This is a genomic window from Streptomyces hundungensis (assembly GCF_003627815.1).
Lineage (GTDB): Bacteria > Actinomycetota > Actinomycetes > Streptomycetales > Streptomycetaceae > Streptomyces > Streptomyces hundungensis_A.
In genome coordinates, this window is sequence record NZ_CP032698.1 from 7,689,028 (window position 1) to 7,714,387 (window position 25,360).

The 25,360-nt window shown below is 71.3% G+C and carries 21 protein-coding genes; 11 read left to right on the top strand and 10 right to left on the bottom strand.

All coding sequences use genetic code 11. The features are described 5' to 3' along the window. Positions 1–56 precede the first annotated feature (56 nt). On the top strand, positions 57–860 hold the full coding sequence (locus DWB77_RS34150; protein WP_120726222.1) for an alpha/beta fold hydrolase: 804 nt from the start codon (positions 57–59) through the stop codon (positions 858–860). On the opposite strand, the gene DWB77_RS34155 is transcribed toward DWB77_RS34150, so the two are convergent. After that, positions 830–1,429 (bottom strand): class I SAM-dependent methyltransferase, encoded by a 600-nt coding sequence (locus DWB77_RS34155; RefSeq protein WP_120726224.1) that lies wholly within the window; start codon positions 1,427–1,429, stop codon positions 830–832. The genes DWB77_RS34150 and DWB77_RS34155 overlap by 31 nt on opposite strands. A gap of 277 nt (positions 1,430–1,706) precedes the next feature. Between DWB77_RS34155 and DWB77_RS34160 the strand changes: the two genes are divergently transcribed. From DWB77_RS34160 to DWB77_RS34175, 4 genes are all read left to right on the top strand, one after another. Then, a complete protein-coding gene (locus tag DWB77_RS34160) occupies positions 1,707–2,120 on the top strand; it encodes a roadblock/LC7 domain-containing protein (protein ID WP_120726226.1) in 414 nt (137 codons plus the stop codon). A 260-nt stretch (positions 2,121–2,380) separates the two neighbouring features. Further along, positions 2,381–3,400: a DUF6397 family protein gene (locus DWB77_RS34165; protein WP_246033728.1), complete on the top strand. Its 1,020-nt coding sequence runs from the start codon at positions 2,381–2,383 to the stop codon at positions 3,398–3,400. Positions 3,401–3,504: 104 nt separating this feature from the next. After that, positions 3,505–4,443 (top strand): ATP-grasp domain-containing protein, encoded by a 939-nt coding sequence (locus DWB77_RS34170; protein WP_120726228.1) that lies wholly within the window; start codon positions 3,505–3,507, stop codon positions 4,441–4,443. Beyond that, on the top strand, positions 4,440–5,264 hold the full coding sequence (locus tag DWB77_RS34175; RefSeq protein WP_246033729.1) for an ATP-grasp domain-containing protein: 825 nt from the start codon (positions 4,440–4,442) through the stop codon (positions 5,262–5,264). Before DWB77_RS34170 ends, DWB77_RS34175 begins: the two co-directional genes overlap by 4 nt. Positions 5,265–5,535: 271 nt before the next feature. Here the strand turns inward: DWB77_RS34175 and DWB77_RS34180 are convergent, their stop codons facing one another. The 7 genes from DWB77_RS34180 to DWB77_RS34210 form a co-directional block, all read right to left on the bottom strand. Continuing rightward, positions 5,536–6,144 (bottom strand): histidine phosphatase family protein, encoded by a 609-nt coding sequence (locus DWB77_RS34180; protein WP_120726230.1) that lies wholly within the window; start codon positions 6,142–6,144, stop codon positions 5,536–5,538. 260 nt (positions 6,145–6,404) lie between these two features. Continuing rightward, a complete protein-coding gene (locus DWB77_RS34185) occupies positions 6,405–7,004 on the bottom strand; it encodes a hypothetical protein (protein ID WP_174248664.1) in 600 nt (199 codons plus the stop codon). Beyond that, a complete protein-coding gene (locus DWB77_RS34190) occupies positions 7,001–8,248 on the bottom strand; it encodes an MAB_1171c family putative transporter (RefSeq protein ID WP_120726232.1) in 1,248 nt (415 codons plus the stop codon). Before DWB77_RS34190 ends, DWB77_RS34185 begins: the two co-directional genes overlap by 4 nt. Before the next feature lie 73 nt (positions 8,249–8,321). Then, the gene (locus DWB77_RS34195) at positions 8,322–8,972 is read right to left on the bottom strand and encodes a toxin (protein ID WP_120726234.1); all 651 of its coding nucleotides are present in this window, start codon (positions 8,970–8,972) and stop codon (positions 8,322–8,324) included. Positions 8,973–9,052: 80 nt separating this feature from the next. After that, a complete protein-coding gene (locus tag DWB77_RS34200; protein ID WP_120728565.1) occupies positions 9,053–9,511 on the bottom strand; it encodes a hypothetical protein in 459 nt (152 codons plus the stop codon). Between the two features lie 516 nt (positions 9,512–10,027). Further along, entirely contained in the window at positions 10,028–10,600 is a 573-nt protein-coding gene (locus DWB77_RS34205; RefSeq protein WP_120728567.1) for a DUF2165 domain-containing protein, read from the bottom strand. Positions 10,601–10,788: 188 nt separating this feature from the next. Next, entirely contained in the window at positions 10,789–13,182 is a 2,394-nt protein-coding gene (locus DWB77_RS34210; protein ID WP_120726236.1) for a D-alanyl-D-alanine carboxypeptidase, read from the bottom strand. A gap of 298 nt (positions 13,183–13,480) precedes the next feature. Between DWB77_RS34210 and DWB77_RS34215 the strand changes: the two genes are divergently transcribed. Further along, positions 13,481–15,451, top strand: coding sequence for an immunity 49 family protein (locus DWB77_RS34215; protein WP_120726238.1), 1,971 nt, complete (start codon positions 13,481–13,483; stop codon positions 15,449–15,451). A gap of 94 nt (positions 15,452–15,545) precedes the next feature. Here the strand turns inward: DWB77_RS34215 and DWB77_RS34220 are convergent, their stop codons facing one another. Beyond that, the gene (locus tag DWB77_RS34220) at positions 15,546–16,553 is read right to left on the bottom strand and encodes a LacI family DNA-binding transcriptional regulator (RefSeq protein ID WP_246033730.1); all 1,008 of its coding nucleotides are present in this window, start codon (positions 16,551–16,553) and stop codon (positions 15,546–15,548) included. A 411-nt stretch (positions 16,554–16,964) separates the two neighbouring features. On the opposite strand from DWB77_RS34220, the gene DWB77_RS34225 reads away from it, so the two are divergent. Next, positions 16,965–20,156 carry a GH92 family glycosyl hydrolase gene (locus tag DWB77_RS34225; RefSeq protein ID WP_216826882.1) on the top strand — a complete coding sequence of 1,064 codons (3,192 nt, stop codon included), beginning with the start codon at positions 16,965–16,967 and terminating at the stop codon, positions 20,154–20,156. A 182-nt stretch (positions 20,157–20,338) separates the two neighbouring features. Continuing rightward, positions 20,339–21,331, top strand: a complete 993-nt coding sequence (locus DWB77_RS34230) for a zinc-binding dehydrogenase (protein ID WP_120726242.1) — start codon at positions 20,339–20,341, stop codon at positions 21,329–21,331. A gap of 61 nt (positions 21,332–21,392) precedes the next feature. On the opposite strand, the gene DWB77_RS34235 is transcribed toward DWB77_RS34230, so the two are convergent. Beyond that, positions 21,393–22,085, bottom strand: coding sequence for an RraA family protein (locus tag DWB77_RS34235; protein ID WP_120726244.1), 693 nt, complete (start codon positions 22,083–22,085; stop codon positions 21,393–21,395). Between the two features lie 233 nt (positions 22,086–22,318). Here DWB77_RS34235 and DWB77_RS34240 point away from each other — a divergent pair, with 233 nt between their 5' ends. From DWB77_RS34240 to DWB77_RS34250, 3 genes are all read left to right on the top strand, one after another. Then, positions 22,319–22,762 (top strand): hypothetical protein, encoded by a 444-nt coding sequence (locus DWB77_RS34240; RefSeq protein WP_120726246.1) that lies wholly within the window; start codon positions 22,319–22,321, stop codon positions 22,760–22,762. A 116-nt stretch (positions 22,763–22,878) separates the two neighbouring features. Then, positions 22,879–24,144 (top strand): styrene monooxygenase/indole monooxygenase family protein, encoded by a 1,266-nt coding sequence (locus DWB77_RS34245; protein ID WP_120726248.1) that lies wholly within the window; start codon positions 22,879–22,881, stop codon positions 24,142–24,144. A 144-nt stretch (positions 24,145–24,288) separates the two neighbouring features. Further along, a complete protein-coding gene (locus tag DWB77_RS34250; RefSeq protein ID WP_120726250.1) occupies positions 24,289–25,332 on the top strand; it encodes a tetratricopeptide repeat protein in 1,044 nt (347 codons plus the stop codon). Positions 25,333–25,360: the final 28 nt, after the last annotated feature.

Genomic DNA, 25,360 nt, shown 5'->3' on the forward strand with positions numbered 1-25,360 from the left:
GTGATCTGCGACGGCAGTGGCGACGAACGCCGGCGATCAGTGAAGGGGGAGTCTCCATGCGGCAGGCGGAGTTCGATACGCGCGGCAGCCGGATCCGGTGGACGCAGAGCGAGGGGGAGGGGCCCGCGCTCGTGTATGTGCACGGCCTGGGGTCCATGTCGGCCGTCTATCACGCGCACATCGCGGGACATCCCGCCCTCGCGGGCCGGCGACAGCTCTTCGTCGATCTGCCCGGCCATGGCATCAGCGACCGGCCCGCCGACTTCGGCTACACCCTGGAGGACCACGCGGACGCCCTCGCGGTCGCTCTGGACACGGCCGGCGTCGCGGGTGCGGAACTGGTGGCGCACAGCATGGGCGGCGCCGTCGCCATCGTGCTCGCCGACCGCCGCCCCGACCTGGTCGCCCGGCTTCTGCTGACCGAGGCCAACCTCGACCCACAGCCGGTGCCGACGGCGGGCAGCAGTGGGATCGCCACGTACACGGAGGCGGAGTTCGTGCGTGGAGGTGGCTTTGTCGAGGTGCTCGCGCGCGTGGGTCCCCTGTGGGCGGCGACCATGCGCCTCGCCGACCCGCTCGGCCTGCACCGCACGGCCGTCGCCCTCGTGCGCGGTACGCGTCCGACGATGCGCGAACTGTTCATGACAGCCCAGGGGGTTGACCGGACCTACCTGGTGGGCGGCCTGGACGACGACCTGCCGGGGCGCGCCGCCCTCATCGACTCCGGCGTCCGCGTCGTGACGATTCCGGACGCCGGGCACAACGTCATGTTCGACAATCCGGCCGCTTTCGTACGAGAAGTGGCCGGGCCGGGCTCGGGTTCCGCCGCTCAGCCCTCGCGGACGGCCACCGCGAGATAGCGCGCGTCCTCGTCGGCGTACGACAGCAGTCGCCAGCCCGCCGAGGCGAGCAGGGGCCGCAACCGGGGCTCCGCACGCAGGTCGTCGTCGGTGATCGTGCGGCCCTGGCGGGCGGCGAGCGCGGCGCGGCCGATGGGGTGGAACAGGGCGAGACGGCCACCGAGACGCGTGACGCGCGCCAACTCCCGCAGGTTAGCGGCCGGTTCGGGCAGATGCGAGATCAGTCCGGCGCCGAACACCACGTCGAGGGAGCCGGGACGCAATGGCAGTCGGGCCACGTCCGCGCGCAGTAGTACGGCATGCCGGTCACGTCCGGCCCGGACGGCCTCGGCGAGCATCTCCGAGGTGACGTCCACACCGATGACCACGCCTCGCGCGCCGACGGCGTCACGCAGCGGCGCCAGGGCGCGGCCGGTTCCGCATCCCGCGTCGAGGACGGCGTCGCCCGCCGCAAGGCCGAGCTCCGCGACGGCCGCGGCATACGCCGGGCCGTCGTCGGGGAACTTGCGGTCCCAGTCGGCGGCGCGCGCCCCGAAGAATTCCTGAACGTGTGTGTGGTCTGCGGCCATGACGCCATGATCCCTCACCCGGGGGCCCGGGTGTGCTCGTCGCACGACATCGGTGACGGCGCCCGCGGGGAGGGGCACGGCGGCGGTTCGTCGAGCACGCGTCGAGCACGCGGGGCGCGCGCCCACCGCACGGCTTCTCGTCCTGGCGGCCCGATGCCCCGGGCCGCCCCGCCGCGCGACTCCCCGGTGTCCGGCACCGCTTGCCCGTGACGCGCCGGTGGTGAAGGGTGGCAGAAGAACGGGGAAACGGGGAACTGCGTGAACGGGGAGGCCTGATATGGCACTGAAGAAGGAACTCGACTGGCTGCTCGACGACCTGACCCGTCGGGTCGAGCACGTACGGCACGCGATCGTGCTGTCCAACGACGGTCTGGTCACCGCGGCCAGCGCCGATCTGGCACGCGAGGACGCGGAGCACCTGGCGGCGGTCTCTTCTGGGCTGCACAGTCTCGCCAAGGGCTCGGGTCTGCACTTCCGGGCCGGTAAGGTCCGCCAGACCATGGTCGAATTCGACGAGGGCGTCCTGTTCGTCACCGCCGCCGGCGAGGGAAGCTGTCTGTGCGTGCTCAGCTCCGCGGAGGCCGACATCGGCCAGATCGCCTATGAGATGACCCTGTTGGTCAACCGGGTGGGCGAGCACCTTTCGGTCGCGGCGCGCCAGCCGGGACACTTCGGCGCGGCAGGCCTCTGAGCGGTACTGACCCGGCGGCCGGCGGCCGCGTTTTGGTCCGGCGGTGGGGTTCTGGCCCGGCCTCGACGTCCTGACCCGGCGTCGGCGTTCCGGGCCAGTGGCCGCCTTCCGGCCTGGCGTCGGCGTCCTCGACGTCCACGATCCGAGTTGTCCACAGGGTGGGTTATCCACAGGCCGCGCGCGATGCCGGCACTGGGGGTTACGGTCGTCACCGAGAGTATTCGTCTCTCGCGTACTCGTTCCTCACGGGGGAGGATCCGATGACCGTCGTCACCACCGTCACCACCCAGGGCGCCGTTGTGCCCGCCGACGCCGCGAGCGTGGCGGCGCCGGCCGGCCCACGGCTCGCGCCCGGTGTCGCCGCCCGCGAACTGGAGCTCAGGCGCGGCGAGTTCGACCTCGCCGTTCAGCTCGGCCACATCCGCACCGTGCCGGACCCCGGCGGCGGACACCGTCGGGTCACCGCGCGCGAGGTGGCCCGGTTGCGGGCCGCCGAGGACTTTCCCGAAGGCCTGCGCGAGCGGGTGCGGACCGTCGGCACCGCGGAAGGCGCGGAACTGCTCGGCATCGCACCGGGCCGCTTCACCAAGCTCGCCCGCACGGGCCGGGTCACACCGGTGCGCTGCTACCTCAACCGCTACCGGGCTGTCGTCTGGCTCTACCTGGCCGACGAACTGGTCGAACTCGCTCTCCGCGAGCCCGAGTTGCTCAGCGGTCGCCACCCGGACCCCGACAGGGGTCAGGACTGGCGGGCGCGCAACTGGCGCGCCCGCAGGATCGCCATACTGGCCCGCCAGACCGACGACCAGTGGGAGCAGGCCGCCGCGGTGGCCTCCGCGCTCGACGGCGGGCTCATCGCCGAGTTGGTCCCCGATCCCTACGAGCGGGCCTGCTTCCGGCGGTTGCGGCCGGAGACGTTCCGGGTCCACCCGGACTCCGCGATCGCGCAGGGCGTGGTCGACCGGCTGGTCCTGGCGGACGAACCGGACGAGATCGACTGGTATCGGCTACGGCTCGTCGAGGCCCTCGCGGACGCACGGGACCAGTGTCCGGCCCCGCGCCCGATCGCGGACCCGGCCGGCGAGCGCGCGACCGCCGGGCGCCTGGCATCCTCCGGGCCGAGGCCCCTCGGCAGGTCCCGGTCCTCCGCAGGGGTCCTGGAACGGGCGGCCCCCTGCGCGCCGGCCCCCCAGCAGCACGCCGAACAAGGGGCGTCCGCGAGGCGGGGAGCGGCGTCGGCGCGGCCGGGTCTGCTGAGGCGGCTACGACGGGGGAAGTAGGTGCACCGGGGTGGGGGGCTACCTTGGCGTGGTTCATGACATCCTGTGACGTCACAGCTCGCCGGACGGGATCGGCGGACGTCCGGGCATTACGGGGAAGGTCGATGAGGCTCTGCTTCCTGGTGGAAGAGCACTACCGCCATGACGGCATGCCCGTCGAGGTGATCCGCCAACTCGATGCCTGGGGACACCAGGTCGACGTGGTGCGCCCCGGCGGCTCCTTGCTGCGGATTTCCGACGCGGTCCGCGCGGGCAGTCACGACGCGTGGGTGCTCAAGACGGTCTCCGGCGGCCCGGGGCTTCCGCTCCTGGAGGCCGCCGCCGCCGTCGGGCTGACCACGGTCAACGACGTCCGGTCCATCCGCGGGGTGCGGGACAAGGCGCTCGCCGCGGCCATCGGGCGCAGCCGGGGCCTTCCGGTGCCGGTGACGTATGCGGCGGCCCGGCCCGAACTGCTCGTGGAGATACCCGAGTCGGAGTTCCCGCTGGTGGTGAAGCCCGCCGACGGAAGCTCGGGGCGAGCTGTGCACCTGGTGCCGTCGCCGGACCGGCTGGCCGCGATGCTGCCCGTTCTGGCGGGAGAGGGGATGCTCATCGCCCAGCCCTACGTGCCGAACTCGGGGATCGACCTCAAGGTGTACTGCGTCGGAGGCGAGCTGTACGCCACCGAGCGCCGCTCACCCCTGCATCCCGACCGGGGCGTCCGGGAACGGCATGTTCCGCTGCCCGCCGAAGTGGCCGCCATCGTCGACCAGGTCGGCGCCGTCTACGGACTCGACCTGTACGGCGTGGACGTGCTGCTCGGCCCGGACGGTCCGGTGGTCGTCGATGTGAACGACTTCCCGAGCTTCCGCCAGGTCCCCGACGCCGCGGCGAAGGTGGCCCGCGCGGTGCTCGAACTGGCCCGCACGGGCAGTGCGGTGGCCGCGGCGGCCTTCGTCTCCGGTGCGGGGCGGATCCCGCAGCAGGCCTTCGGCGGCGGCGCGCCGACCGTCGACGCCCAGCCGGTGCGGACCTCGGCGGCGGCGGGCGACGGCCGGTGAGCGGGGACCCGACGACGATAGGCCTGATCACTCCGGAGCCGGACCATCCGCTGCTCGCCGCCACCGCGGAACTGCTCCGGCGGGAACACCGGGTGGAGACGATCCACCCGGAGACGGCCCGACTGGACATCCTGGGAGCGCCGGCGGATGTGTACCTGCTGAAGTCGCGCACGCCCGCAGCCCTCGCGCTGGCTCGGGAGCTGGAGTCCCGTGGGGCGCCGGTGGTCAACTCGGCGGAGGCGACCGCCCTCTGCCAGGACCGCACGGCGATGGCGGAGCGGGCGCTGGCGGCGGGCCTGCCGTTCTCGGTGACCCGCACCCATGCCTCGCTTGCCGAGCTCGCGGCCGAGCCGGGACCGGTGGGGCCGCTGGTGGTGAAGAGCCGCCACAGCAGACGCCATGACCTCGTGGCCCGTGTCGACAGCCGGCGGCAATTGGCCGAGCTGGCCGAAGAGTGGGCGGACGAGCCCGTCGTGACGCAGGAGTTCGCCGAGAACAACGGGGTCGACCACAAACTCTGGGTGATCGCCGGCACGGTCTTCGCGGCGCTGCGCCGCTCCGAGCTCTCCCCGGCCGGCCGCGGTCCCACCCGCTCTCTTCGGCTCGGTCAACTGCCGCCCGGCTGGGCCGAGTTGGCGGTCGAGGTGGGCGAGGTCTTCCACCTCGACGTCTACGGGGTCGATGTCCTGGAGACGGCGCGGGGCGGCCCGCTGATCGTGGACATCAATGCCTTCCCCGGAATCCGGGGTCAAGAGGGCGCCCCGGAGGCCCTCGCCGCCCTGGCGCTGCGCAGGGCCCGCGAGGCGGTCGCGGCGGCCTGAGGGCCGGGCCGATAGCGGGCGATCCGTCGCGATCGGCCCCGTCCCCACCGCTTGGCGAATCCCTGACACGGCCTCCTGGGCGCCTGAGACCGCTCGATGAACGCCCGACATCGCCTTCGGGACGCCTGACACGACCTACGGCGGATGCCTGACGCCGCCTTCGCGACGTCCGACACCGCCTTCGCGACGCCTGGATCCGTCGGCCGACCGGGGACGGTCCCACGGGGCCGGGCGCTCAGTGACCGTTGGGCTGGGCCACGGGGTCGGGCGCTCAGTGACCGATGGGCTGGGCCACGGTGTTCCACGCGGTGATCACCGGGCGGTCGTGCTCGCGGCCCAGGCGGGAGAGGGCGCCGGTGTCGAGGACGAACAGGGCGCCGCCCGAAGCGGGCAGCCCCAGGTAGCGGGCCGTCAGGACGCGCAGGAAATGGGAGTGGGCGATGAGGACGACGTCCTCGTCGCCCGCGCTCAGCGCGGCCCCGGCCTCGGCCAGGACCCGGTCGGCCCGGGCGCCGACCTCGGCCGGGGTCTCGCCGGGGTGCTCCGCGGGCCCCGGCGCGACCCCATCGGTCCACAGGTTCCAGTCGGGCCGGTCGCGATGGATCTCGAGAGTGGTGACGCCCTCGTAACCCCCGTAATCCCACTCGTGAAGGTCCGGGACGATACGGGCGTTCTTGAGGCCGGCCAACTCCGCGGTGCGCGTCGCGCGTTGGAGCGGACTGACCAGGACGAGCCCTACGGACCGGTCGGCCAGCAGGGGCGCGACCGCGCGGGCCTGGTCCTCGCCGTGCGCCGTGAGCGGGAGGTCGGTGTAGCTCGTGTGCTGTCCCGACAGCGACCATTCGGTCTCCCCGTGACGTACGAGGATCAACTCACCCATGGCTGTGTGTTCCGTTCTCCGTGTGCGTCCCCCGGGTCGATACCGTCCCGGCCGTACGCGGGGGCAACCGTGCCGGTGGCGCGGGCATTCCGTGCGTACCGGCGTGTCGGGAGAGGGATGCCTCACGTCGCGCCGGGGCCCGCACACGGCCCGGGCCGGCGGTGCCGGGCCCGGGGCGTATGCGGGGTTCGTCGACATGGCCGTCAGGGGCGCCCGCGCGCCGCCGCGTCCTGCCGGCGTCCGGGCGTCCGGTAGCGCCCTCAGACGAACAGGAACGCCGCTGCCGTGGCCGCGCCCAGCGCTGCCCCCGCGACGGTCTGCATGACCGTGTGGTAGGTCAACGCGACCCGCGACCAGCACACCGCGACGGTGACCGCGTAGGCGAGGAGCCACCAGGGGGAGTGCACGACTGCCAGCAGGGCCACGACCGCCGAGGCGACGGCGGAGTCCACCGAGATCTTCCAGACCGTGTTCACGACGAGCAGGAAGATCGTCATCACCCACAGCGCGAGCATCGCGGTCAGGATGCCGACCGGGGCGTGGCCCAGGACCATGACGAGCGAGCCGGCCCCGATGGAGCCGAGGATGACGAAGAAGATCGGCGCCCGTTTGGTGCGGTCGACGACGTGCCGGTCGCCCCAGGTGCCGCGCTTGCGCTCCCACTCGATGTAGCCGGCCGGGACGAGCCCCGCGCAGAGCGCGCCCAGCAGCCCCCACAGCAGCCCGGTCCACTCGCCGGCCGCCGCGAGGCCGATCCCGAGCATTCCCGCGAGCAGGACGTTGCGGGGCTGAAGGACATCGGTGATGGTGCGGGCCGTGGCCGTCCTGCGGCTTTCGGTCGCGGTCAGGGTGTTGCTCACGCGCTCGTCTCCAGGGAATTCAGGACGCCGCGGGCCCGTTCGCCGCTGACGGTCCGATAGGCGTCGGCCACCCGTACCAGCCAGGCGACTTCGCCGTCCTGGTCGGTGGCGTGCTTGGTCTCGACGGCCGCGGCATCACCCGCGGCGGCGCCGTCGGCCTTGGCGGCGAGGGCCGCTTTGATCCAGTACGCCTCGGCCAGCGGCCCGGCGCTCTCGGGCCGGGGGTGGTCGTCCGAGGCGGCCCGCTTGGCGGCGGGCAGCAGACCGTCCGGCACGTAGTGGCGCAGTTTCTCGACGGCGTCCGCGATGTCGGCGGCCCACCGGTCGATCCTGAGGTCCGCCGGGGTTCCGAAGCGCGTCAGTTCGCGGGTGAGCGAGGCCGGGGGCTCGAACGGCTGGTCGGGGAAGGCCGCCATCAACTCCCGCCACAACGGGTGCAGTCGGGCCTGTGCCCGCCACAGTCGCACCCTGCGCCAGCCCTTGCTGAACGCGGGGATGGAGGCGCCGAGGGCGAAGAACGCGAACAGGACGATCTGCGCGGCCTCGGTGGCCTTGTCGAACTTCAGGGCGAAGTCCGGGCTCGGCTGGTCGGCGACGCTGATCCACAGGAACAGCGTGCGGCTCACGGTGTAGCCGACGCCGATGAACATCGCGAAGGTCATCATGCCGAGCCCGATGCGCAGATGCCGGGCCCCGGCCCCGGCCGTGGCGAGCGCCCACTGGTAGGCGCAGACGGCGGACGCGGCCCCCAAGTACAGGTAGAACACGCTCATGTAGAGCGTGGCGCCCCACTGACCGGCATGGTCGGAGACGAAGCGGTCCGAGACGTACGAACGGTCGACCACGGTGAAGAACAGCACGGTCAGCAGGATCAGGGTGGCGACGGACGCCTTGGCCGCGACCTGCTGGATCAGCCGCGCGAACCGGACGTGCCGCGGGATGACCCCGTCCTCCGGGAAGTGCCCGTAGATGGCCACGATGTAGCTGAGGATCGCCAGGATCGCGATCGTCGCCGTGTAGTGCTTGATCAGTACGGCCAGGTCGACGACGGGGCTGTTGTTCAGCCCGATGCGTACGACCTTCGTCTTGGTCCACAGCGCGAGGGCGAAGCCCGCGTAGCAGCCCCACAGGGCGCGCCTGCGTTTGTCCTCCTCGTCGCCCCAGAGCGCCGCGGGCATGCGCCACAGCGCGACGGCAGTCATCAGGACGGCTATGAGGTAGCCGGCAAGGTCAAGCGCGGTCACGGGTATTCCTCGGGGTCACGGGCGGGGAACGGGAGGGGGGTGCGAAGAAGCGGGGGCGGCGGGCCGTGCGGGGTCACGAGCGACGGAAGAACCCGCGCCGCCGGTGGGCGACGGGCCGCGAGAGGGAGTTGGCGAGCCGTCCGACCATGTCGTCGCTCGTCACATCGCGGGCCATGCGGGGAATGAGCGAGGCACCGAACTCGGCGATCCGCTCGTCGTGGGTGTCGTACTGGGCCCGCGCCTGGATGGGGCCGCCGGAGCGGAACGCCTCGGTGACGGCGGGCGGCAGGCCGTCCGGATCGTCCTCGGCGGGCCCGGGCCCGGGCGCCGGAGCCGGCTCGGCGCGCCCGGCCGGTTCCTCCGAGGCGAGGACGCGTTTGATCAGCGAGGCGTTGAAGACCGGAAGCAGCTGACGCAGCTGGTCGGCGTTCAAGGTCGTGCCGTGGTCGAACCACTCGTGGCACAGCTCGTGCAGGATGACGTGCTGGGTCTGGTATGCGGTGGGGCGCCGCCGGTAGAGCACGAAGCTGGTGCCGCCCGACTTGAGGCGGAGTCCGCACGCGGCGTTCACGCGGGCCAGGCGGTCGGGCAGTTCGTGCAGCACGATGGTGCGGCCGCGGGCCTCTTCCATGTTCGCCACGAGACCCGGAATGCTGAACGGGGCCGGGATGGGCAGATCCGCCAGTCCGGCTTCGCACTCTTTCCGCAGCTCGCGCATGGACATTGAGACCTCTTGATCGTAGTCACGCGTGTGTGACAAGCGCCCTGCGATCCTAACCAATGGTCATGAACACGCGGCCCCCACTACCGGGGCTGGCCGCCGGGGGTGGCTTCGTGTCCGTGGTCCCGCCCGTCCTTGCCGTCCTCCAGCAGGGAGAGCACGAACTGGAGCAGTTCCGGGTCGAGGCCGTCCTCGTCGATGCCCCGGCCTGCCAGACCACTGATCTCTCCGGTACGCCGCTTCGCGAGGAACTGGAGCCCCGCGACGACGTCGTCGACGACTTCGGACTCGTCCTTGAAGAAGCGCCAGTCCACGCCGAAGCCGAGACCGAGCGCCTTGAGGATCTCCTCGGACGGGTTGGTGACCTTGCCGGCGAGGATGTTGGAGAAATAGCTGTGCGAGAGCGAGCCGCCCCGCTCCTTGACGAGATCCGCGAAGACCCGGCCGGAGATCTTCTCTCCCGGGAAGGTCTTCTCGACCATGTACTCGACCTTCTGCCGCAGCGTGGTCAGCTCGGGAGTGCGCTCTTCGCCGTTGTCCATCAGGGTCCCCACGTCCACGTCCGCCGCTCGTGCGCTGTCCGTCGATGCGCGATGTTCGATTCGGTCAACGGATTTGTACTTTAACCGACCTTGATACAGGGGCCCGGTGGACGGGGGGCCCGTCGGCCACGATCGACGGTGACAAAACCGGAGCAACTTGATCCGTGATCGGAACCGGACTTGCGGAAACACTCTACGTCACTGTTAACTCGAAAAAACACGAACAAGGAGCCACGAGGGGAGTTCCTTGCTCGAGTGGCCGCTGTGCCCTGCGCGCTCTACGTGTTCAGGGTGCACGGCCACGACCAAGCAGGTGTAGCCCTTCGCGACGGGGGACGCGCGAAGGGCTACACATGCATTATGCACCTTGTCTGTCGGGTTCGGTGACCACCCCGGACGAGGAATCGACCGACTCCCTTTCTTTTCCAGCCGCATACGACCGACCCGCCAGGCCGACCCGGGATCGCGCCACATAGGACTTGGCCGGGAACCACTCCTGCCGGCGGACGGGCCCGCCTATTCCTGCTGCGTCGACCCCGTGCCGGGCAGATGGACCACGACCAGGACGATGCCCGCCAGCATGAAATTGCGTGCTGCCGCGTCGAGGCCGTTCCACGACTTGGACTGCCACATCGCGAACCATTCGCCGCCGACCGCTATGAACCCGGCGCCGAACAGCAACAGCACCATGAGCAGCCCGACCGTGCTCAGCCGCCGGGCCCTGCCGAGCCCGGAGCCGCCCCGAAGCCCGCGCAGCCAGGCGACGGCCGCCACGACGAGCACCAGGGCCGCCAGGGTCTCCCAGATGATGATCAAGACGTACGCGATGTCCTGAAGCGGGCCCGAGGTGATGGCCCGCCACATGAGATCGGGGTCCTTGAACGTGGTGTCCATGGCCAGGACGTGCCGGACGAACTGCCGGTTGGTGTCGAAGTCGGTGATGTTGCCGAAGGCGACGAGCGCCATGTACAGCGCGACCGTCGCGGTGAGCAGGCCCGCGGCGAGCGGCAGCGTCCCGAACCGCGCGCCGCCGCCCACGGGCCCTGCGCCACCCGCCGTTCGTGCCCCGAACCTGAACCTGGAGGTCATCGCGGACTCCTTGTCGGACGTGTCGAGCCGATCCATCGCCGAGCAGAGGAACTCGGCGCGTGCCGTTCCCTCTGCCCACCATCGTGCCGCGCACCACTGACAATTGGGCCGCGAGCCGAGGAGCCGCGCAGCGACGTCACCCGACGCGGCGGCCCCCCGGCTTCGGCTCGGCTCCGACGCCTTCGGGTTCAGCCGAGCCGGGTGAGCTTCGAAGCGAACGACGGTTCGGCGAGATCGTCCTTGAGCGCGACCGGAACCTTCACCTCGCCGATGCCCCCGCCGACGGTCAGCGTGCCGACCTCCGTGCCCGCCTTGGCCGTGTGCGGCAGCTTCTTGCCGCCGTCCGTCAGGCTGAGCCCCACCGACGCGCCGGTCCACACGGGCACGCTCAGATCCTTGGTCGCCACGACCGGGACCGTACCGCCGAGGCCGTCCTCGACCCGACCGACCACCTCACCCTTCTTCACCACCATCTCGCTCCGGAGCGCCCCGCCCGCCGCGAGAATCAGGTTCTTGCTGGCCACGGTCGCCGTCTCGATGATGTTCGGCCGGTGCTGCCCGAACACCGCGCCCACGATCAGCTGCTTGCTGCCGCCGACGGTCTTCTCGGCCGCGAAGAGCAGATTGCCGCCCGCCTTCGTCGTGGAACCCGTCTTGATGCCCACGACGCCGTACAGCGGCACGAGCTTGTTGAAGTTGCGCTGCGTCCTGGACGTTTCGACCGTGCCGCCGCCGGACGTCGTCGTCGACGCGTAGGCCGGCAGCTTGGCGATCCCCCGGAAGACCGGGTCGGCCATGGCGCGCTTGGCCAGCTTCACCTGGTCCTCGGCGGTGCTGACCGTGGAGTCCACGAGTCCGCTCGCGTCCGTGTACGTCGTGTTGGCCATGCCGAACTGCTTGGCGGTGTCGTTCATCTTCTGGATGAACGCCGCTTCCGTCGACGCGTCCCAACGGGCCAGCAGGCGGGCCACGTTGTTCGCCGAGGGAAGCATGACGGCCTGAAGGGCCTCCAGTTCGGAGAGCTGCTGTCCGGCCTTCACCTCGACGACCGACTCCTTCTCCTTGACGCCGTTGGTGTAGTCGTCCTGTGCCTTCTGGTCGACCGGGATCATGGGCCCCTTCTCGCCGGCCTTGAGCGGGTGGTTGCGCAGGATGAGGTAGGCGGTCATCACCTTGGCCACGCTGCCGATCGGCAGCGGACGCATCTCCCCGTACGAGCCCATCCGACCGAGGCCGTCGATGTCCACCACGGCCTGACCCTCGCTCGGCCACGGCAGCGAGGGGGCTCCGCCCGCGGCCGTGTGACTCGCCTTCGCGGTGAGCACCAGCTGCGGGGCGGGGAGCGGTCGCAGCGCCTGGACCGCCACCAGGGCGACGACGAGCAGCGCGACGAGGGTGCCCCAGATCTTGATCCTGCGTCCGACGGTACGGGCCACCGTCTCGGGCTTCGGCGGGGTGTTCGTCAGCTGCGCGAGCAGATCGAGCGGGGGCGGCGGCCCGCCCGCGTCTCCGGTGCCGGACGCGGTCTCGGGCGCCCGGTCGGCCCCCGCGGCCGCGGGACCGGCGGGCCGGGTCAGCGCCATGGTGCGGTCGTCGGCCGGAGGTGCGGCCAACTCCCGGGTGGTTTCCGGCTCCCCGAGGCTCCGGCCGGAGGGCTGGGCGGACGACGGCAGCGGAGGGGCCGGTACGGAGCGGCGGGGCGGCGTGGGGTGCGGCAGGTCAGGCTTGAGCGCGACGAACTCGCTGGTCTGCTCGGAGTCCGACTCCGTACGGGCGGAACGGGCGGCCCATGAAGGGGTGGTGGGTCGGCTGGGGGACTCCGCCGCCGAGTCGCGGACCGGCGCGTCGGGGGACGCGGGGGCGGTCGGGGGCACGGGTGGAGAAGCCGGCTTGGATGCGCGCGGGGCCGGGTCTTCGGACTTTGCCGATGCCTCGGGGGCCTCTGCCTTGACGGCATCCGTTTTGGCGTCCGTCTTGGCACCCGTTTTGGTGCCGGTGCCGGTGCTGGCGTCGGCACCGATGTCCGGGTCGGTGTCGGTGTCGGTGTCGACTGCGTCGCCCTCGCGGACGTCGTCGTGTGGGGCATCCGTGTCCTCGCCCGGGTGCGCGGAGTCCTTCGGGGGCGTGGCGGACGCGCCGACCAACGTCTTGTCGGCCCGGTCGGCCCGGTCCGTACGCTCCGTACGGGCGGCGTCGCCGACTGCATCGGTGCGGCCCGAAGTCGGCGCGGGGCGGCCGGAGTTGGGAGAGTCGGGGTCATCCGACGGTGAGGCCGGTCGGGTCGCGGCCTCGGTTCCCTCGTCCTGTGACGGCTCGGCGGGGTCGGAGTTGGGAACCTTCCCCGTTCGCGTCGAGGCGTCCGTCCCTTCGCTCGAAGTCGTCTCGCCCAGGCCGGAGTTGGCGACCTCCTGGGCCTCCTGGAGGGCGGCGTCCTTCGCTCGGGGGTCCGTTCGGGGTGCGGGGCTCGCCTCGCCCCGCGTCGGCTCCGTCACCTCCGCCCGGCTCACCGCGTCGTCGTCCTCGCCCGGTGTGGCCGACGCGCCTGAGACGTCCGCCGCCTTCGTGCTGTTCTTCTCGTTCATACGTGGTGCAGCCCGCCTTGCTGATCTCGCCCTGTGCTCTGCGCTGTCGGCCGCCTAGATGCCAGGAACACCCGGGGGCGTTCCAGTCGGACATGCTCTTTTCCGAGGCGGGTCCGGATTCGTGGCGTCGGCGAGCCGAGCAAACAGCACCACGATCGCATGCCCATGTGACCAAATGATGACAAAGACGCTCTGAGAACTGTCATGAGCCGGGCTGCCCGTCGACTCAGGGCCATTGTCAGACCCCCTTCCTATCCTGGCAGGGCAAGATCGAACGGGGACTCGTCGGGAGGCAGACGTGCGGATCGAGCGCCATCGAATCGATGAGGCGGCGTTGGTCGCGGCCGAGGCCGACTTCGCGGAGCGGATCACCGGGGACGTGCACCGGATGCAGGAGGACCCCCGCCCGGCCGAAGGCTGGCGGGCGGTGGCCGACAGCTTTCTGGACTATCTGGGGGCGCGGTCCGTGCGCCTGCCCGAGCTCCATGGAAAGGATGCCGAAGCAGCGCTCGGCTCGGCGGCGGCCGCAGCGGTGGGCGCCCTCGAACTGACCCTGGTTCCCCGACGGCAGTTCGGCGTGTTCATCGACTACGTCGGGGCCGGGGTGTCGTACGGCGGCGAGTTCGATCGCGAGGAGGAGCCCGAGGCGCAGGACGGTGAGGCAGGCGGCGGCCGTCAGAACAGCGGTCGGCCCGTAGGGCAAAACGATGGCTGGTCCGAAGGGCGAAACCATGGCCGGTTCGAGGGGCGGTGCGGCGGGCAGCCCGTGGGGCAGCACAGGCGGCGGAACGACGACACCTCCGGCTGGCTGGACGCGCTCCATCTGGCCTTCCTCGCTAGCGTCGCGGACCGGGCGACCGAGGTCTTCATCGAGGCCGCCCCGCCCTGGCGCGGAAACGAGGGGCGAGCCGACGTGGCGCTCGTCCACGCCCTGATGGCGTATGTCTTCGGCCATGAGGAGGGGCCGGACGGTTTCTTGCCGGGGAGGCCGGACGACTACGGCCTCGTGCGGCCGGACAACCTCCTCGTGGGGAGGCCCGACGACATCTTCGGGGCCGGCCCGGTGCAGGACGTCGAGAAGTGCGCGCTGATCGACATGGTCGTCGCGACGCTCGGCGAGGGCGACGACTGGCCCGGCCACCGTGCCGCCCTCAGCACCTTGCGCGCCCTGGCCGCAGGGGACGAAGACGGCTTCCACCGGCGGCTGGCAAGGCAGTTGAAGCAGTACCGAAGTCGTGCAGAGGCGGGCCACGCCGCACCGCGCAGCCTGTTGCCGCTCGACGCGCTGGCACTCATGGCGATGGCCCATCGATGGCGAGGGTGGGACACGAAAGTCGAGTCCGGATATCTGCCGCGTGCTCTGGTGACCGGGTTCGAGCCGGACGCGCCCCGGGTGCGGGCCTATGGAGGCGACAAGCGTGCCGATGCGGTGGCCGCGCTAACCGAGGATCCGCTGGTGGTCGAACGGCCGACGCATCCGTTCGCCGTCCAGTGCCTGGACCCGTCGCCGTACGACGACTGCGCCGCCCAGGAGATGACGCGCTTCCACGATCCTCGCGAGGACCCGAAGGCGCTCGCGAGGGAGTTGATGTCGCTCATGTCGGACCAGCGGCAGCGCTTCCTGGTACGGGCCGCGCTGGACCCCCAGGGGGCGGATCCGTGCCGGGACGAGGCCCTGGTGCTGGGTGCCGAGGCGGGAGCGGGCGCCCTGAGGCTGGCGCGGGCGGAGCCGGGCACGGAGGTGGACGTCACCGTCGGCGGTACGACCAGACGGCTGCCGGCATGGCGCGGCACGTTCCGTCCCAACCCGCACCAGTGGCAGCAGGCCGTGGCGCTGGCCCTGGTGCTCGGTGAGCGGGAGGTGCTCGCCGACTGCGTACTCATCGAGCCCGGGTTCTTCGCCGAGGGCGATCACCCCTCGCCCGGCGGCGCCTACTGCGCGGCCCTCCACGACTATCTGCGCGGCGTCGACCCCGAGCCGGCGATGGACCACGCGCTCCTGATCGGGGGCCGGGCGGACACCGGCGGTTTCCTCGCTCCGCCCGTGGTCCTGCTGTCCCAGCTCGTCCAGGGCGACCGGCAGGGCTTCGTCCTCGCGCTCGCCGATGCCCTCGAAGAACACCGCGAGCACTACACCGTGGGCGCTCGCGGCAAGGACATGGAGGCGGCGCTCAACCTGGATGTGCTGGGGCTTGTGTGCCATGCCCGCCGACTGGGTTGGCCCGTCGCCGTCAGATCGCCCTACCTGCCGGAAGGTCTGCTCCCCTAGCGCCGACGAGCCTCCCGGTCGCAGGGCTGAGCTCCCTGAACATCGCCTGCGTGCTCGACGGCGCACCACCGTCGACGAGCTCCGTGGCCGGGGGTCAACCGCGAAAGCCGCCACCGGCCCCCGAGCCGCGCACGACGAGCCGGGTCAGGAGGACGACCGAGCGGGGTGGTGACGTGTCGCCGTCGATCCGGGAGAACAGGAGGTTGGCGGCCGTGGCGCCGAGTGCGACCGGGTCCTGGCTGACGACGCTGAGCGGCGGGCTGAGCCGGTCGGCCAGCGGGAAGTCGTCGAAGCCGACGAGGGCGACCGGATCGGGGTGCCCGAGTCCGTCCATCACGCCGATGGTGATGAGGTCATTGGTGGTGAACAGGGCGGTGGGGGGATCGGGAAGCGCCCGCAGCTCGGCGAGGGCGGCCGCCGCGTCGGACTGGGAGCGCAGTTCATGGCGTACGAGGGCCGGATCCTCGGGTATGCCGTGGGCGGCGAGGGCGTCGAGATAGCCCGCGTGGCGCTCGCGCTGGGTCCAGATGTCGAACCGGTCGCCGAGGTAGGCGATCCGTGTGTGCCCGTGGCCGAGCAGATGGCCGACGGCCCGCTCGGCGCCCGCCCGGTTGTCGACGGTGACGGTGTCGACGGCCAGCCCCTTGGCGGGCCGGTCGACGCAGACGACACAGGTGCCGCCCTCCATCGGCTGCTTGAGGAAGCCGTGGCCTCCGTTGGTCGGGACGAGGATGAGACCGTCCACCTGCCGGGCGGTGAACGCGGCTATGACCTCCCGTTCGCGGCGGGGCTCGTCGTTGGTGCTGCCGACCAGGACCAGATAGCCGCGCCGATGGGCCTCGTCCTCCACGGAGCGGGCCATCAGGGCGTAGAACGGGTTGGCCAGATCGTCGACGACGAGCCCGATGGTGGACGTGCGCAGGTCCTTCTGCCGCAGACTGCGGGCGTTGTCGTTGCGCTGGTAGCCCAACTGCCGTATGGCCTGCTCGACTCGGGCGGCGGTGTCCGGCGAGACGCCGGGTTCGCCCGACACCGCTCGCGAAACCGTCATCGGGCTCACTCCCGCCGCGCGGGCCACGTCCTTCATCGTCGGGCGCTTCACGAGCCTCCTCATCGACCGGTCCGTGCCCGGTCCGGCACGGCGACGGGTCGATGATGGCAGACGGATCCCCATGTCAGGCGGGCCGCGGGGCGCTTGGGGCGGCGGGGGCGCGGTAGTCGAAGACGCCGCTACGAATTGGTAACGTTCCCATGGTGAAGTGTTCGAGGGTGAAGGTGGTTGACGAACCATCAGAAATGCGCGCCCAAACGGGAATTGGGCCGCGCGCCGAAACGCCGTGCGGGCGAGGGATGGGCCGGGGACTCGAATTCGTCCCCCGCTCTTGACGGGTGGTCAGGGACACCTCAACAATCCTGAGTTGATTGGTAACGTTCACATGCACACCGAGCATCCCCGTCCCGAGGTCGCCCGCCGGACGGCGAGCGGTCCCTTGCGAGAAGGTGGTCCCCCCTCGTGCTCCGCTCCGTGCCCTCCGCCGTTTCCCCCGTCCACCCCAGACGCGTCTCACGATGCCTCAGCGCCTTCAGCGCCCTGACCCTCTCCGCCCTGGGCGTCGTCGGACTCGCCGCCGCGGCGCCCGCCCACGCGGCGCCCGCCCACGCGGCGGCGCTCGCGCTGACCCAGTACGTCGACCCGTTCATCGGCACCGACGACAGCAACGCCCCCAACCCCGTGCCCGGCGGCGCGGGAGGCAGCACCTACCCCGGGGCCGTGGTGCCGTTCGGCGGCGTCCAGTTCGGCCCGGACACCCCGACGGCCTCGCCGTCCGGCTACCGCTACAAGGACACCTCCGTCGAGGACTTCAGCCTCACCCACTTCGACGGCGCCGGCTGCGCCAACAACGAGGACCTGCCCCTGCTGCCGGTCACCGGCGCGCTCGGCAGTTCACCCGGCACCCATTGGTCGAGCTACGCCTCCGGTCACACCAAGGCGAACGAGGTCGCCAAGCCCGGCTACTACAAGACCCGCCTCGATCGTTACGCCACCGACGTGGAGCTGTCCGCCACCACCCGCACCGGCATGGGCAAGCTCACCTACCCCGCCTCGACCGCGTCCCGGCTGCTGATCAACACCGGCCGCAGCGCCACCGGCAGCCGCGCCGGATCGGTGCGCATCAACGGCAACGAGCTGACCGGAAGCGTGACCGCCGGAGGGTTCTGCGGGTCGTCCAAGACGTACCAGATCTACTTCGACGTGCGCTTCGACCGGGCGCCGACCGGCTTCGGCACCTGGTCCGGGGGCACCGTCAGCGACGGCTCGGCCGGCGCGTCCGGCGCCGACACCGGCGCTTACCTCACCTTCGACACCACCAGCAACGCGACCGTCCAGTTCAAGGTCGGTCTGTCCTATGTGAGCGTCGCGGGCGCGCAGGCCAATGTGACCTCGGAGAACAACGGCTGGGACTTCGGCGCGACCCGCACCGCGGCCGACGACGCCTGGAACCAGATGCTCAACCGGCTCCAGGTGAGTGGCGGCAGCGCCGAGGAGCGGCAGAAGTTCTACACCGCCCTCTACCACGTGCTCCAGAGCCCCAACATCTCCAGTGACGTCAACGGCGACTACCGGGGCTTCGACAACGCCGTGCACCACTCGGCCAGGCCGGTCTACCAGAACTACTCCGGGTGGGACATCTACCGCTCCTGGGCGGCGCTCGTCGCCCTCATGGCCCCGACCGAGGCGAGCGACATCGCCAAGTCGATGGTCCTGGACGGACAGCAGGGCGGGCTCCTGCCCAAGTGGTCCCAGCAGACCAACGAGGACTTCGTCATGACGGGCGACCCCGGCCCGATCATCGTCGGCAGCATGTACGCATTCGGGGCGCGCGACTTCGACACCGCTGCGGCGCTCGCGCTGATGGAGAAGTCGTCCAACGGCGGAACGGCACAGGGCAGCGAGATCCGTGGACGCCAATCCACCTACACCAGCCTGCACTACCTCGACGACCCCTCCGACTCCCTCGAATACTCGGCCTCCGACTTCGCGGTGGCCCAGTTCGCCAAGGCTCTGGGTGACACATCGAGCTACCAGAGCCACATGGGACGCGCCCAGTGGTGGCGCAACACCTTCAACGCCGAGTCCTCCTATGTGCAGCAGCACAAGAGCGACGGCTCCTGGAGCTGGCCGCTCGATCCGGCGAGCCAGTCCACCTTCACCGAGGGCAACGCCTCCCAGTACACCTGGATGGTGCCCTACGACTTCTCCGACCTGATCAACTCCATGGGCGGCGCGGGAACCGCCGTCCAGCGCCTCGACCACCACTTCACGGAGGTCAACGCCGGGCAGAGCAGGCCCTATTACTACATAGGGAACGAGCCCGAGCACGGAGTGCCGTGGGCCTACGACTACGCCCGCCACCCGGCCGGGGCCACCGACGCGGTGCGCAAGGTGATGGCGGAGTCCTTCACCACCGGCGCCGGGGGACTGCCCGGCAACGACGACCTCGGCGCGACGTCGGCCTGGTACGTGTGGGCCGCGCTCGGCATGTATCCGGCGACCCCCGGCGCCGACACGCTGGCACTGCACGGGCCGCAGTTCCCCTCGATCCTGATCCAGCGCGCGGCCGGGAACATCACCATCAACAGCACCGGCAGCGGACCCTATGTGCAGTCGCTCAGCCTCAACGGCACGTCCACCAGCCACAGTTATCTGCGCTACCCGGACGTCGCGGCCGGTGCGACCCTCACCTACACCATGGGCGCCACGCCCAGCGCGACCTGGGGCACCGGCGCCGCGGACGTGCCGCCGTCGTTCCAGGACGGCGCGAGCCCGGTGCCGGCCGCCCCGGACCTCGGCACCGACCTCGCGCTCGGCAAACCCGTCACCGGATCTACGCCCTGCGCCGCGGCGGAGTCGGCCGACAAGGCCGTGGACGGCTCGCTGACCCACAACAGCAAGTGGTGCTCGGCCGATGCGAACCCGTCGCTCCAGGTCGACCTCGGGTCCGTGCGGAGCGTGTCCTCCTTCGTCATCAAGCACGCGGGGCTCGGCGGCGAGAGCACCGCCTGGAACACCGGCGGCTTCCAGATCCAGACCAGCACCGACGGCACCGCCTGGACCACCGCGGCGACCGTCAGCGGCTCCCGCTCCAGCCGGACCTACCACCCCGTGGCGGCCCGCTCGGCCCGCTATGTCCGTCTCGTAGTCACCAGCGCCTCCAACACCGGGGGCAGCGACGCGGCCCGCGTCTACGAGCTGGAGGTCTACGGGACGGGCGCGGGCAGCCGGGATCTCGCGATCGGGCAACCCACCACGGGCTCCGAGTCCTGCACCACCACGGAGACCCCGGACAAGGCGGTCAACGGAAGCGTCACCGGAGGCACGAGTGACAAATGGTGCTCCAAGGCGTCCGGCACCAAGACCCTTCAGGTCGATCTGGGTGCGTCCCACCCGCTGACCTCGATCACGGTGCGCCACGCGGGTGCCGGCGGCGAGAGGGCGGAGTGGAACACCAAGGACTACGACCTGAGCGTCTCCGCCGACGGAACCACCTGGAGCACGGCGGCCCAGATCCGGGGCAACACCGCCGACTCCACGACGAGTCCCGTGACGGCGTCGGCCCGTTACGTACGCCTGGCGGTCATCACCCCGACGGGGAACGGCGATTCGGCCGCCCGCATATACGAGCTGGAGGTCAACGGCGTCTGAGCAGCCACCCGGCGGCCTGTCCAGCACTCGCTGGGCGGGCCGCCGTCGGCATGGTGGCCGCGGCCCCCGGAGGGAGCGTCCGCAGAATCGATTTCCACGCATGAACCGCTCGAACCTTGGGAATTCAACCACCAGAACAGGGAACAACTGTGCGATGCAGGTGTGAAGGTGGGGATGCACGAATGAAGGCCATACGGTTCGCGGGCGCGGGACGGCCGCTCAACATGGAGACCGTTCCGGACCCGGAGCCCGGGCCCGGGTGGGTCGTGGTCGACATCGAAGCGGCCGGCCTGTGCCACTCGGACCTGCACATCATGAGCGGGATGGACCTCGGTGACCTCACGGTCAAGGCACCGCTGACGCTGGGCCACGAGGGCGCCGGGGTCATCTCCTCGGTGGGCGAGGGCGTACGGGACTTCGCGGTGGGCGACCGGGTCGGCATCGCCCTGGTGTCGCACCCGATCGAGGACGCCCACTTCGCACCCGGGGTGGGCCACGACGGAGCCTTCGCCGAGCGGGAATTGGCCCATGTCTCCACGCTGGTGCACATCCCCGACAACGTGACGTTCGCCGAAGCGGCGGTCGCCACCGACTCGGTGGCCACCGCCTACCACGCGGTACGGACGGCCGGCTCGGTCCGCCGGGGCCGGACGGTCGGCGTGATAGGCCTGGGAGGCCTCGGCCTCAACGGCGTACGCATCGCCGCACTGCTCGGAGCGACCGTGTACGGGGTCGACGTCAACCCGGCCACCTTCGGCCCCGCGCAGGACGCCGGAGCCACGGCCTGCTTCCACGACGTCCGGCAGCTCGCGGACCGACGCCCCGATGTGATCGTGGACTTCGCGGGCGTCGCCTCGACCGTCGCCGCCGCCGTGGAGAGCGTACGGCCCGGTGGCTGTGTGGTGCTCGTCGGTCTCGGCGGAGCCGTCGCCGAGATATCGATCGCCGCGATGGTCATGCGCAACGTCCGGCTCGTGGGCTCGCTCGGTGCGAGCAAGGACGAACTGCGGGAGGTCTACGAGCTCATAGCGAGCGGCGCGCTCAAGCCGGCCGTGCAGGAGGTCCCGTTCGCCGAACTCCCGGCGGCGATGGACCGGTTGGCGCGCGGCGAGGTCCGGGGCCGCCTCTACACCAGGCCCCGCGCCGACCTCCGCGTGCCGGCCGAGGTGGCCTGACGGCGACGGCGCGCGAAGACTGACCCCGGGGCGGCCCCACAAGGGCGCCGCCCCCAGGGGGCTACTCCTCGATGGCCCCGCCGGTGCGCCGCAGATGCTTGCGGAAGGTGTACTCGGGGTCGGAGGCGCGGCGCGCCATGTACTCCTCGAAGGACGTCTGCCGGCGCAGGGTGTCGCCCGCCCGGACGCGGTCGGCCTGTTCGCGTTCGGTGTCCCGGATCCGCAGGGCCGTCGCGAGCACCTCCTCGACGTGCTCGGCGCCGACGAACAGCACACCGTCCTCGTCGGCGAACACCATGTCCTCGCGACTCACCAGATGGGTGGCGAAGCGGGCGCTGGTCAGCGCTTCGGGCTCCTGGGCGTCGAGACGCACGGGCCCCGAGGGATTGCTGCCGTAGCTGAACACGGGCAGCGCGATGTCGGTGAGTTCGGAGGTGTCGCGGTGCAACCCCCACACCACCAGGCCCGCGACGCCCGCCGCCTTGGCCTCCAGGGCGGTGAGGTCGCCCACGCAGGCCTCGTCGGTACGGCCCCCGTTGTCGACGACCAGCACATCGCCCGGCTCCGCCGCCCCGAACGCCTCGAGGAACACATCGACACTCCCGTAGTGCCGGACCGGCAGGGCCCGCCCGGCGAGGCGATGACCGGGGTCGACCGCACGGATGCCGGGTGGCGCGATGCGCAGGGAAACACCGAGGCGGACACAGGCGTCCGCCACGAGCGGGGTGGACAGATCGGCGAAGGCCTTGAGCATGACTCCCCCTGAGGTGGCGCCGCCGCGCCGCGCGGCGGTCCGGCGATCCTATCCGGCCGGGTCGGCCAGACGCCGGGTCGGGGCCGCAGCACCCGACTGGACCCGGCCAAGTCACCCGACAGGACACTCGACGAGAGCCCCGACGGGGCGTCAACTCCCTTGGTCCATAGCCGATATGGAAGGAAGGGGGGCCGCCAGAGAGGGGAGGGGGTGGATATGCCAAAGTGCTCCATATGGTTCTTCTTGATCAAGCCCCGGAATACACCTCCCACCAAGGTCCCTCCCGGCGGAACCTTCTGCTGGCCCTGGCCGTCGGCGTCCTCATCTGTCTCGGCATCGGGGCCGCCGCCATAGCCGTCTTCAACGACAAGCCGGTCTTCCACGACGACGTCGCCTACGAGGGCGGATATGTGGTCGCCCTCGCCGGGATGAAGGCCGACCGCAGCGGAGGCACCCAGGCCTTCCTCAAGAGCGGGGGCTGCGAGCAGTGGCGTACCGAGCAGGGTGGCGCCAAGGCCAAGGCGGCGCCCGAACAGTGGCTCCAGGGGTGCCGTGACGCAGCCGACGACGGCGACTGCCGGGCCGGGCGGACGGCCGCCGCGCCCAAGGGTTCGGCCAGGATCAGAGGGCTTGTCTGCGACAGCGACAAGGGCGCCCGCAAGCCCGGCACCCCGTAACGACCGACCGCCCGGGCGCCACACTCTGGCGCTTTCGCGCCGTGAGGGACGTTGCAGGTGCCCATGTCGCCTAGGCAGCTCCGTACGACACCCAGTACAACGGTGGGGTCGGGGCGGTGGACGAGGTGGAGGCTCATGTGCGCAGGATCGCGATCATCGGGGCAGGACAGGCCGGACTCCAACTGGCCCTGGGACTACAGGCCGCCGACTACGAGGTGACGCTGCTGTCGGATCGCAGCGCGCGGCAGATCCGCGAAGGCAGGGTCACCTCCACCCAGCTGATGTTCGGCCCGGCCCTGGCTCTGGAACGGGCGGCCGGGCTGAACCTCTGGGACGACCGGGCGCCGGTGATGGACGGCGTGGAGATGAACCAGTGGGACCCCACCGAACGCGCGCCCCGCAGGGCGCGGTTCACCGCCTCCTACGACGGGGAGGTCCGCTCGGTCGACCAGCGGCTCAAACTCTCCACCTGGCTGGAGCTGTTCGAGGCGCGCGGCGGCCGCGTCCGGTACGGATCGGTCGCACCGGACGAGGCGCCCGGAATCGTCGCACGCCATGACCTCACGGTCGTGGCCACCGGCCGCGGCGCGCTGTCGTCACTGTTCGCCCGGGACGAGACGCGTTCGCTGTACGAAGGACCCCAGCGCGCCATCGCCGCGTTCTACGCCGCAGGCGTCACGGGCCGGGGTGAGGACAGCGACGCGTATCTGCGGGCCACGGGCGTGCCGTCGGTCGGCGACGCCATCGCCCTTCAGGCACTGACCGTCAACGGAACCTGCGACATCCTGCTGATCGAGGGCAAGTTCGGCGGTCCGTACGACTGTTGGGCCGACCGCCCCACCCCGAGCGAGGGCCTGCGCCGCGCGGTGGAACTGCTGCGGGTCTACGCGCCGTGGGAGTACGAGCGCTTCACATCGGCCGAACCCACCGACAAGCAGGCCGCTTTGTACGGCGCCGTCGCCCCCGTCGTCCGCAGCGGGGTCGCCGCGCTGGGGGAGGGCCAGTACGTCCTCGGCATGGCGGACGCGGTCGTCGTCCACGACCCGCTCACCGGCCAGGGCGCCAACAACGCGGCCAGGGCTGCCGCCGAATACCTCGACGCGATCCTGAAGCGCGGTGACCTCCCCTACGACGAGCAGTGGATGCGACAGACCTTCGAGGACTACTGGCAGCACGCCCGGCATGTGCACGCCTTCACCGACCTGATGCTGCGTCAGCCCCAGGCCGAGCACGTCGGACGTCTCCTGCGGGCCGCCTTCGAGCATCCCGAGATCGCCCACCGGTTCGTCAACGGCTATGCGGATCCCGCCGGTTACCAGGACTGGCTGATGGATTCCGGGCGCGCCGACGCCTATCTGGCCCGGTTCGCCGGGTCCCGCTGAGGTCGGACCCGCGCGGCGGACGTCAGACTTCAGATGTACACCACACGGGCTCTGAGGCTGACTCCTCGGCCCACGGTCGTCTCATAGCTTCGAGATCACAGGCGCGGCACGGCGCCTCGCACCACGATCCGAAGCGAGACAACCATGTACGGCAAAGCATTCGCCCCCGAGTACCGGGGATCGCTGGGTGAGCTTTCGGTCAACACCTCGCTGGAGGAGGTACTGGCCAAGGCGAAGGAGGAACAGCTCCGCGCCCAACAGGGCGGCGGCGACCTGGAGTTGGCGCATGCCGGGCTCGCCGTCGCCGAGGCGTGCAGACGGCTCGGGCGGGTCGACGAGGCCGAGCGGGCGTGGAAGGACAGCTACCGCGCGGCCCGCCGGGCCCAGGACCGGGGCGCCATGGCGTGGGCGGTGTGGAGCGGCGGCACTCTGGCCCGCCAGTGCGGCCACCTCGCGCTGGCCCGGCGCTGGCTGGCCGCCGCAGCCGAACTCGCCGAACAGGGCGGGGACATCGTCGCCCGCGGCTACTCCCTGGCCGGACTCGCCGAGACCGGACGCATCCAGGGCGACTACGAGGCCGTCGGCCGGCTGCACGAGAAGCTGCTCGCGGAGGCGCGCCGGCGGGGCGAGGCCCGGCACACGGTGTGGGCGCTCGAAGGCATCGCGCAGATGCACCGCAACACCGGTTCCCTCGACAGCGCGCTCGCCCTGTTCGAGGAGGCGGCCCAGATAGCCGGCGACGCCGGGGACGACCGTGGCCGGGCCTGGGCGCTGCGCGGCATGGCCGATGTGCGCTCGGCCCAGGGCGACGCGGAGCAGGCGCTGGCGCTGCTGACCACGGCGGAGTCGCTCTGCCGCGCGATCCAACTGGTCAGCGCACTGGCGTACAACCACAAGATGCGCGGCAACGTGCTGTACCGCGCCGGGCGTTACGCCGAGGCCGCGACGGTGTACGGCGGGGCACTCGAAGAGTTCCGCGCGATGGGTGAGCCGCGCGGGGAGGCACTGGCCCGGCTCGGCCTGGTGAAGTCGCAGGCGCGGCTGGGGCGTTCGGCGGCGCTGACGGCGGCCGACCTCGACGCTCTGGAGCGTGCGCTCGGCGACATCGGGTTGCTGCGCGCCGGGGACATGATCGCCAAGGCGCGTGCCGAGCTGGGCGTCACGACCGCCGTCGCAGCCGCCCGCTGAGAGCGCACGATGCCGCTCGCACCCCCCA

Coding starts and splice junctions, on each gene's coding strand:
- DWB77_RS34150 (WP_120726222.1), top strand. CDS start 57: ATGCGGCAGGCGGAGTTCGATACGCGCGGCAGCCGGATCCGGTGGACG.
- DWB77_RS34235 (WP_120726244.1), bottom strand. CDS start 22,085: ATGCTCAAGGCCTTCGCCGATCTGTCCACCCCGCTCGTGGCGGACGCC.
- DWB77_RS34210 (WP_120726236.1), bottom strand. CDS start 13,182: ATGAACGAGAAGAACAGCACGAAGGCGGCGGACGTCTCAGGCGCGTCG.
- DWB77_RS34250 (WP_120726250.1), top strand. CDS start 24,289: ATGTACGGCAAAGCATTCGCCCCCGAGTACCGGGGATCGCTGGGTGAG.
- DWB77_RS34195 (WP_120726234.1), bottom strand. CDS start 8,972: ATGTCCATGCGCGAGCTGCGGAAAGAGTGCGAAGCCGGACTGGCGGAT.
- DWB77_RS34160 (WP_120726226.1), top strand. CDS start 1,707: ATGGCACTGAAGAAGGAACTCGACTGGCTGCTCGACGACCTGACCCGT.
- DWB77_RS34155 (WP_120726224.1), bottom strand. CDS start 1,429: ATGGCCGCAGACCACACACACGTTCAGGAATTCTTCGGGGCGCGCGCC.
- DWB77_RS34240 (WP_120726246.1), top strand. CDS start 22,319: ATGGTTCTTCTTGATCAAGCCCCGGAATACACCTCCCACCAAGGTCCC.
- DWB77_RS34180 (WP_120726230.1), bottom strand. CDS start 6,144: ATGGGTGAGTTGATCCTCGTACGTCACGGGGAGACCGAATGGTCGCTG.
- DWB77_RS34230 (WP_120726242.1), top strand. CDS start 20,339: ATGAAGGCCATACGGTTCGCGGGCGCGGGACGGCCGCTCAACATGGAG.
- DWB77_RS34205 (WP_120728567.1), bottom strand. CDS start 10,600: ATGACCTCCAGGTTCAGGTTCGGGGCACGAACGGCGGGTGGCGCAGGG.
- DWB77_RS34165 (WP_246033728.1), top strand. CDS start 2,381: ATGACCGTCGTCACCACCGTCACCACCCAGGGCGCCGTTGTGCCCGCC.
- DWB77_RS34200 (WP_120728565.1), bottom strand. CDS start 9,511: ATGGACAACGGCGAAGAGCGCACTCCCGAGCTGACCACGCTGCGGCAG.
- DWB77_RS34170 (WP_120726228.1), top strand. CDS start 3,505: ATGAGGCTCTGCTTCCTGGTGGAAGAGCACTACCGCCATGACGGCATG.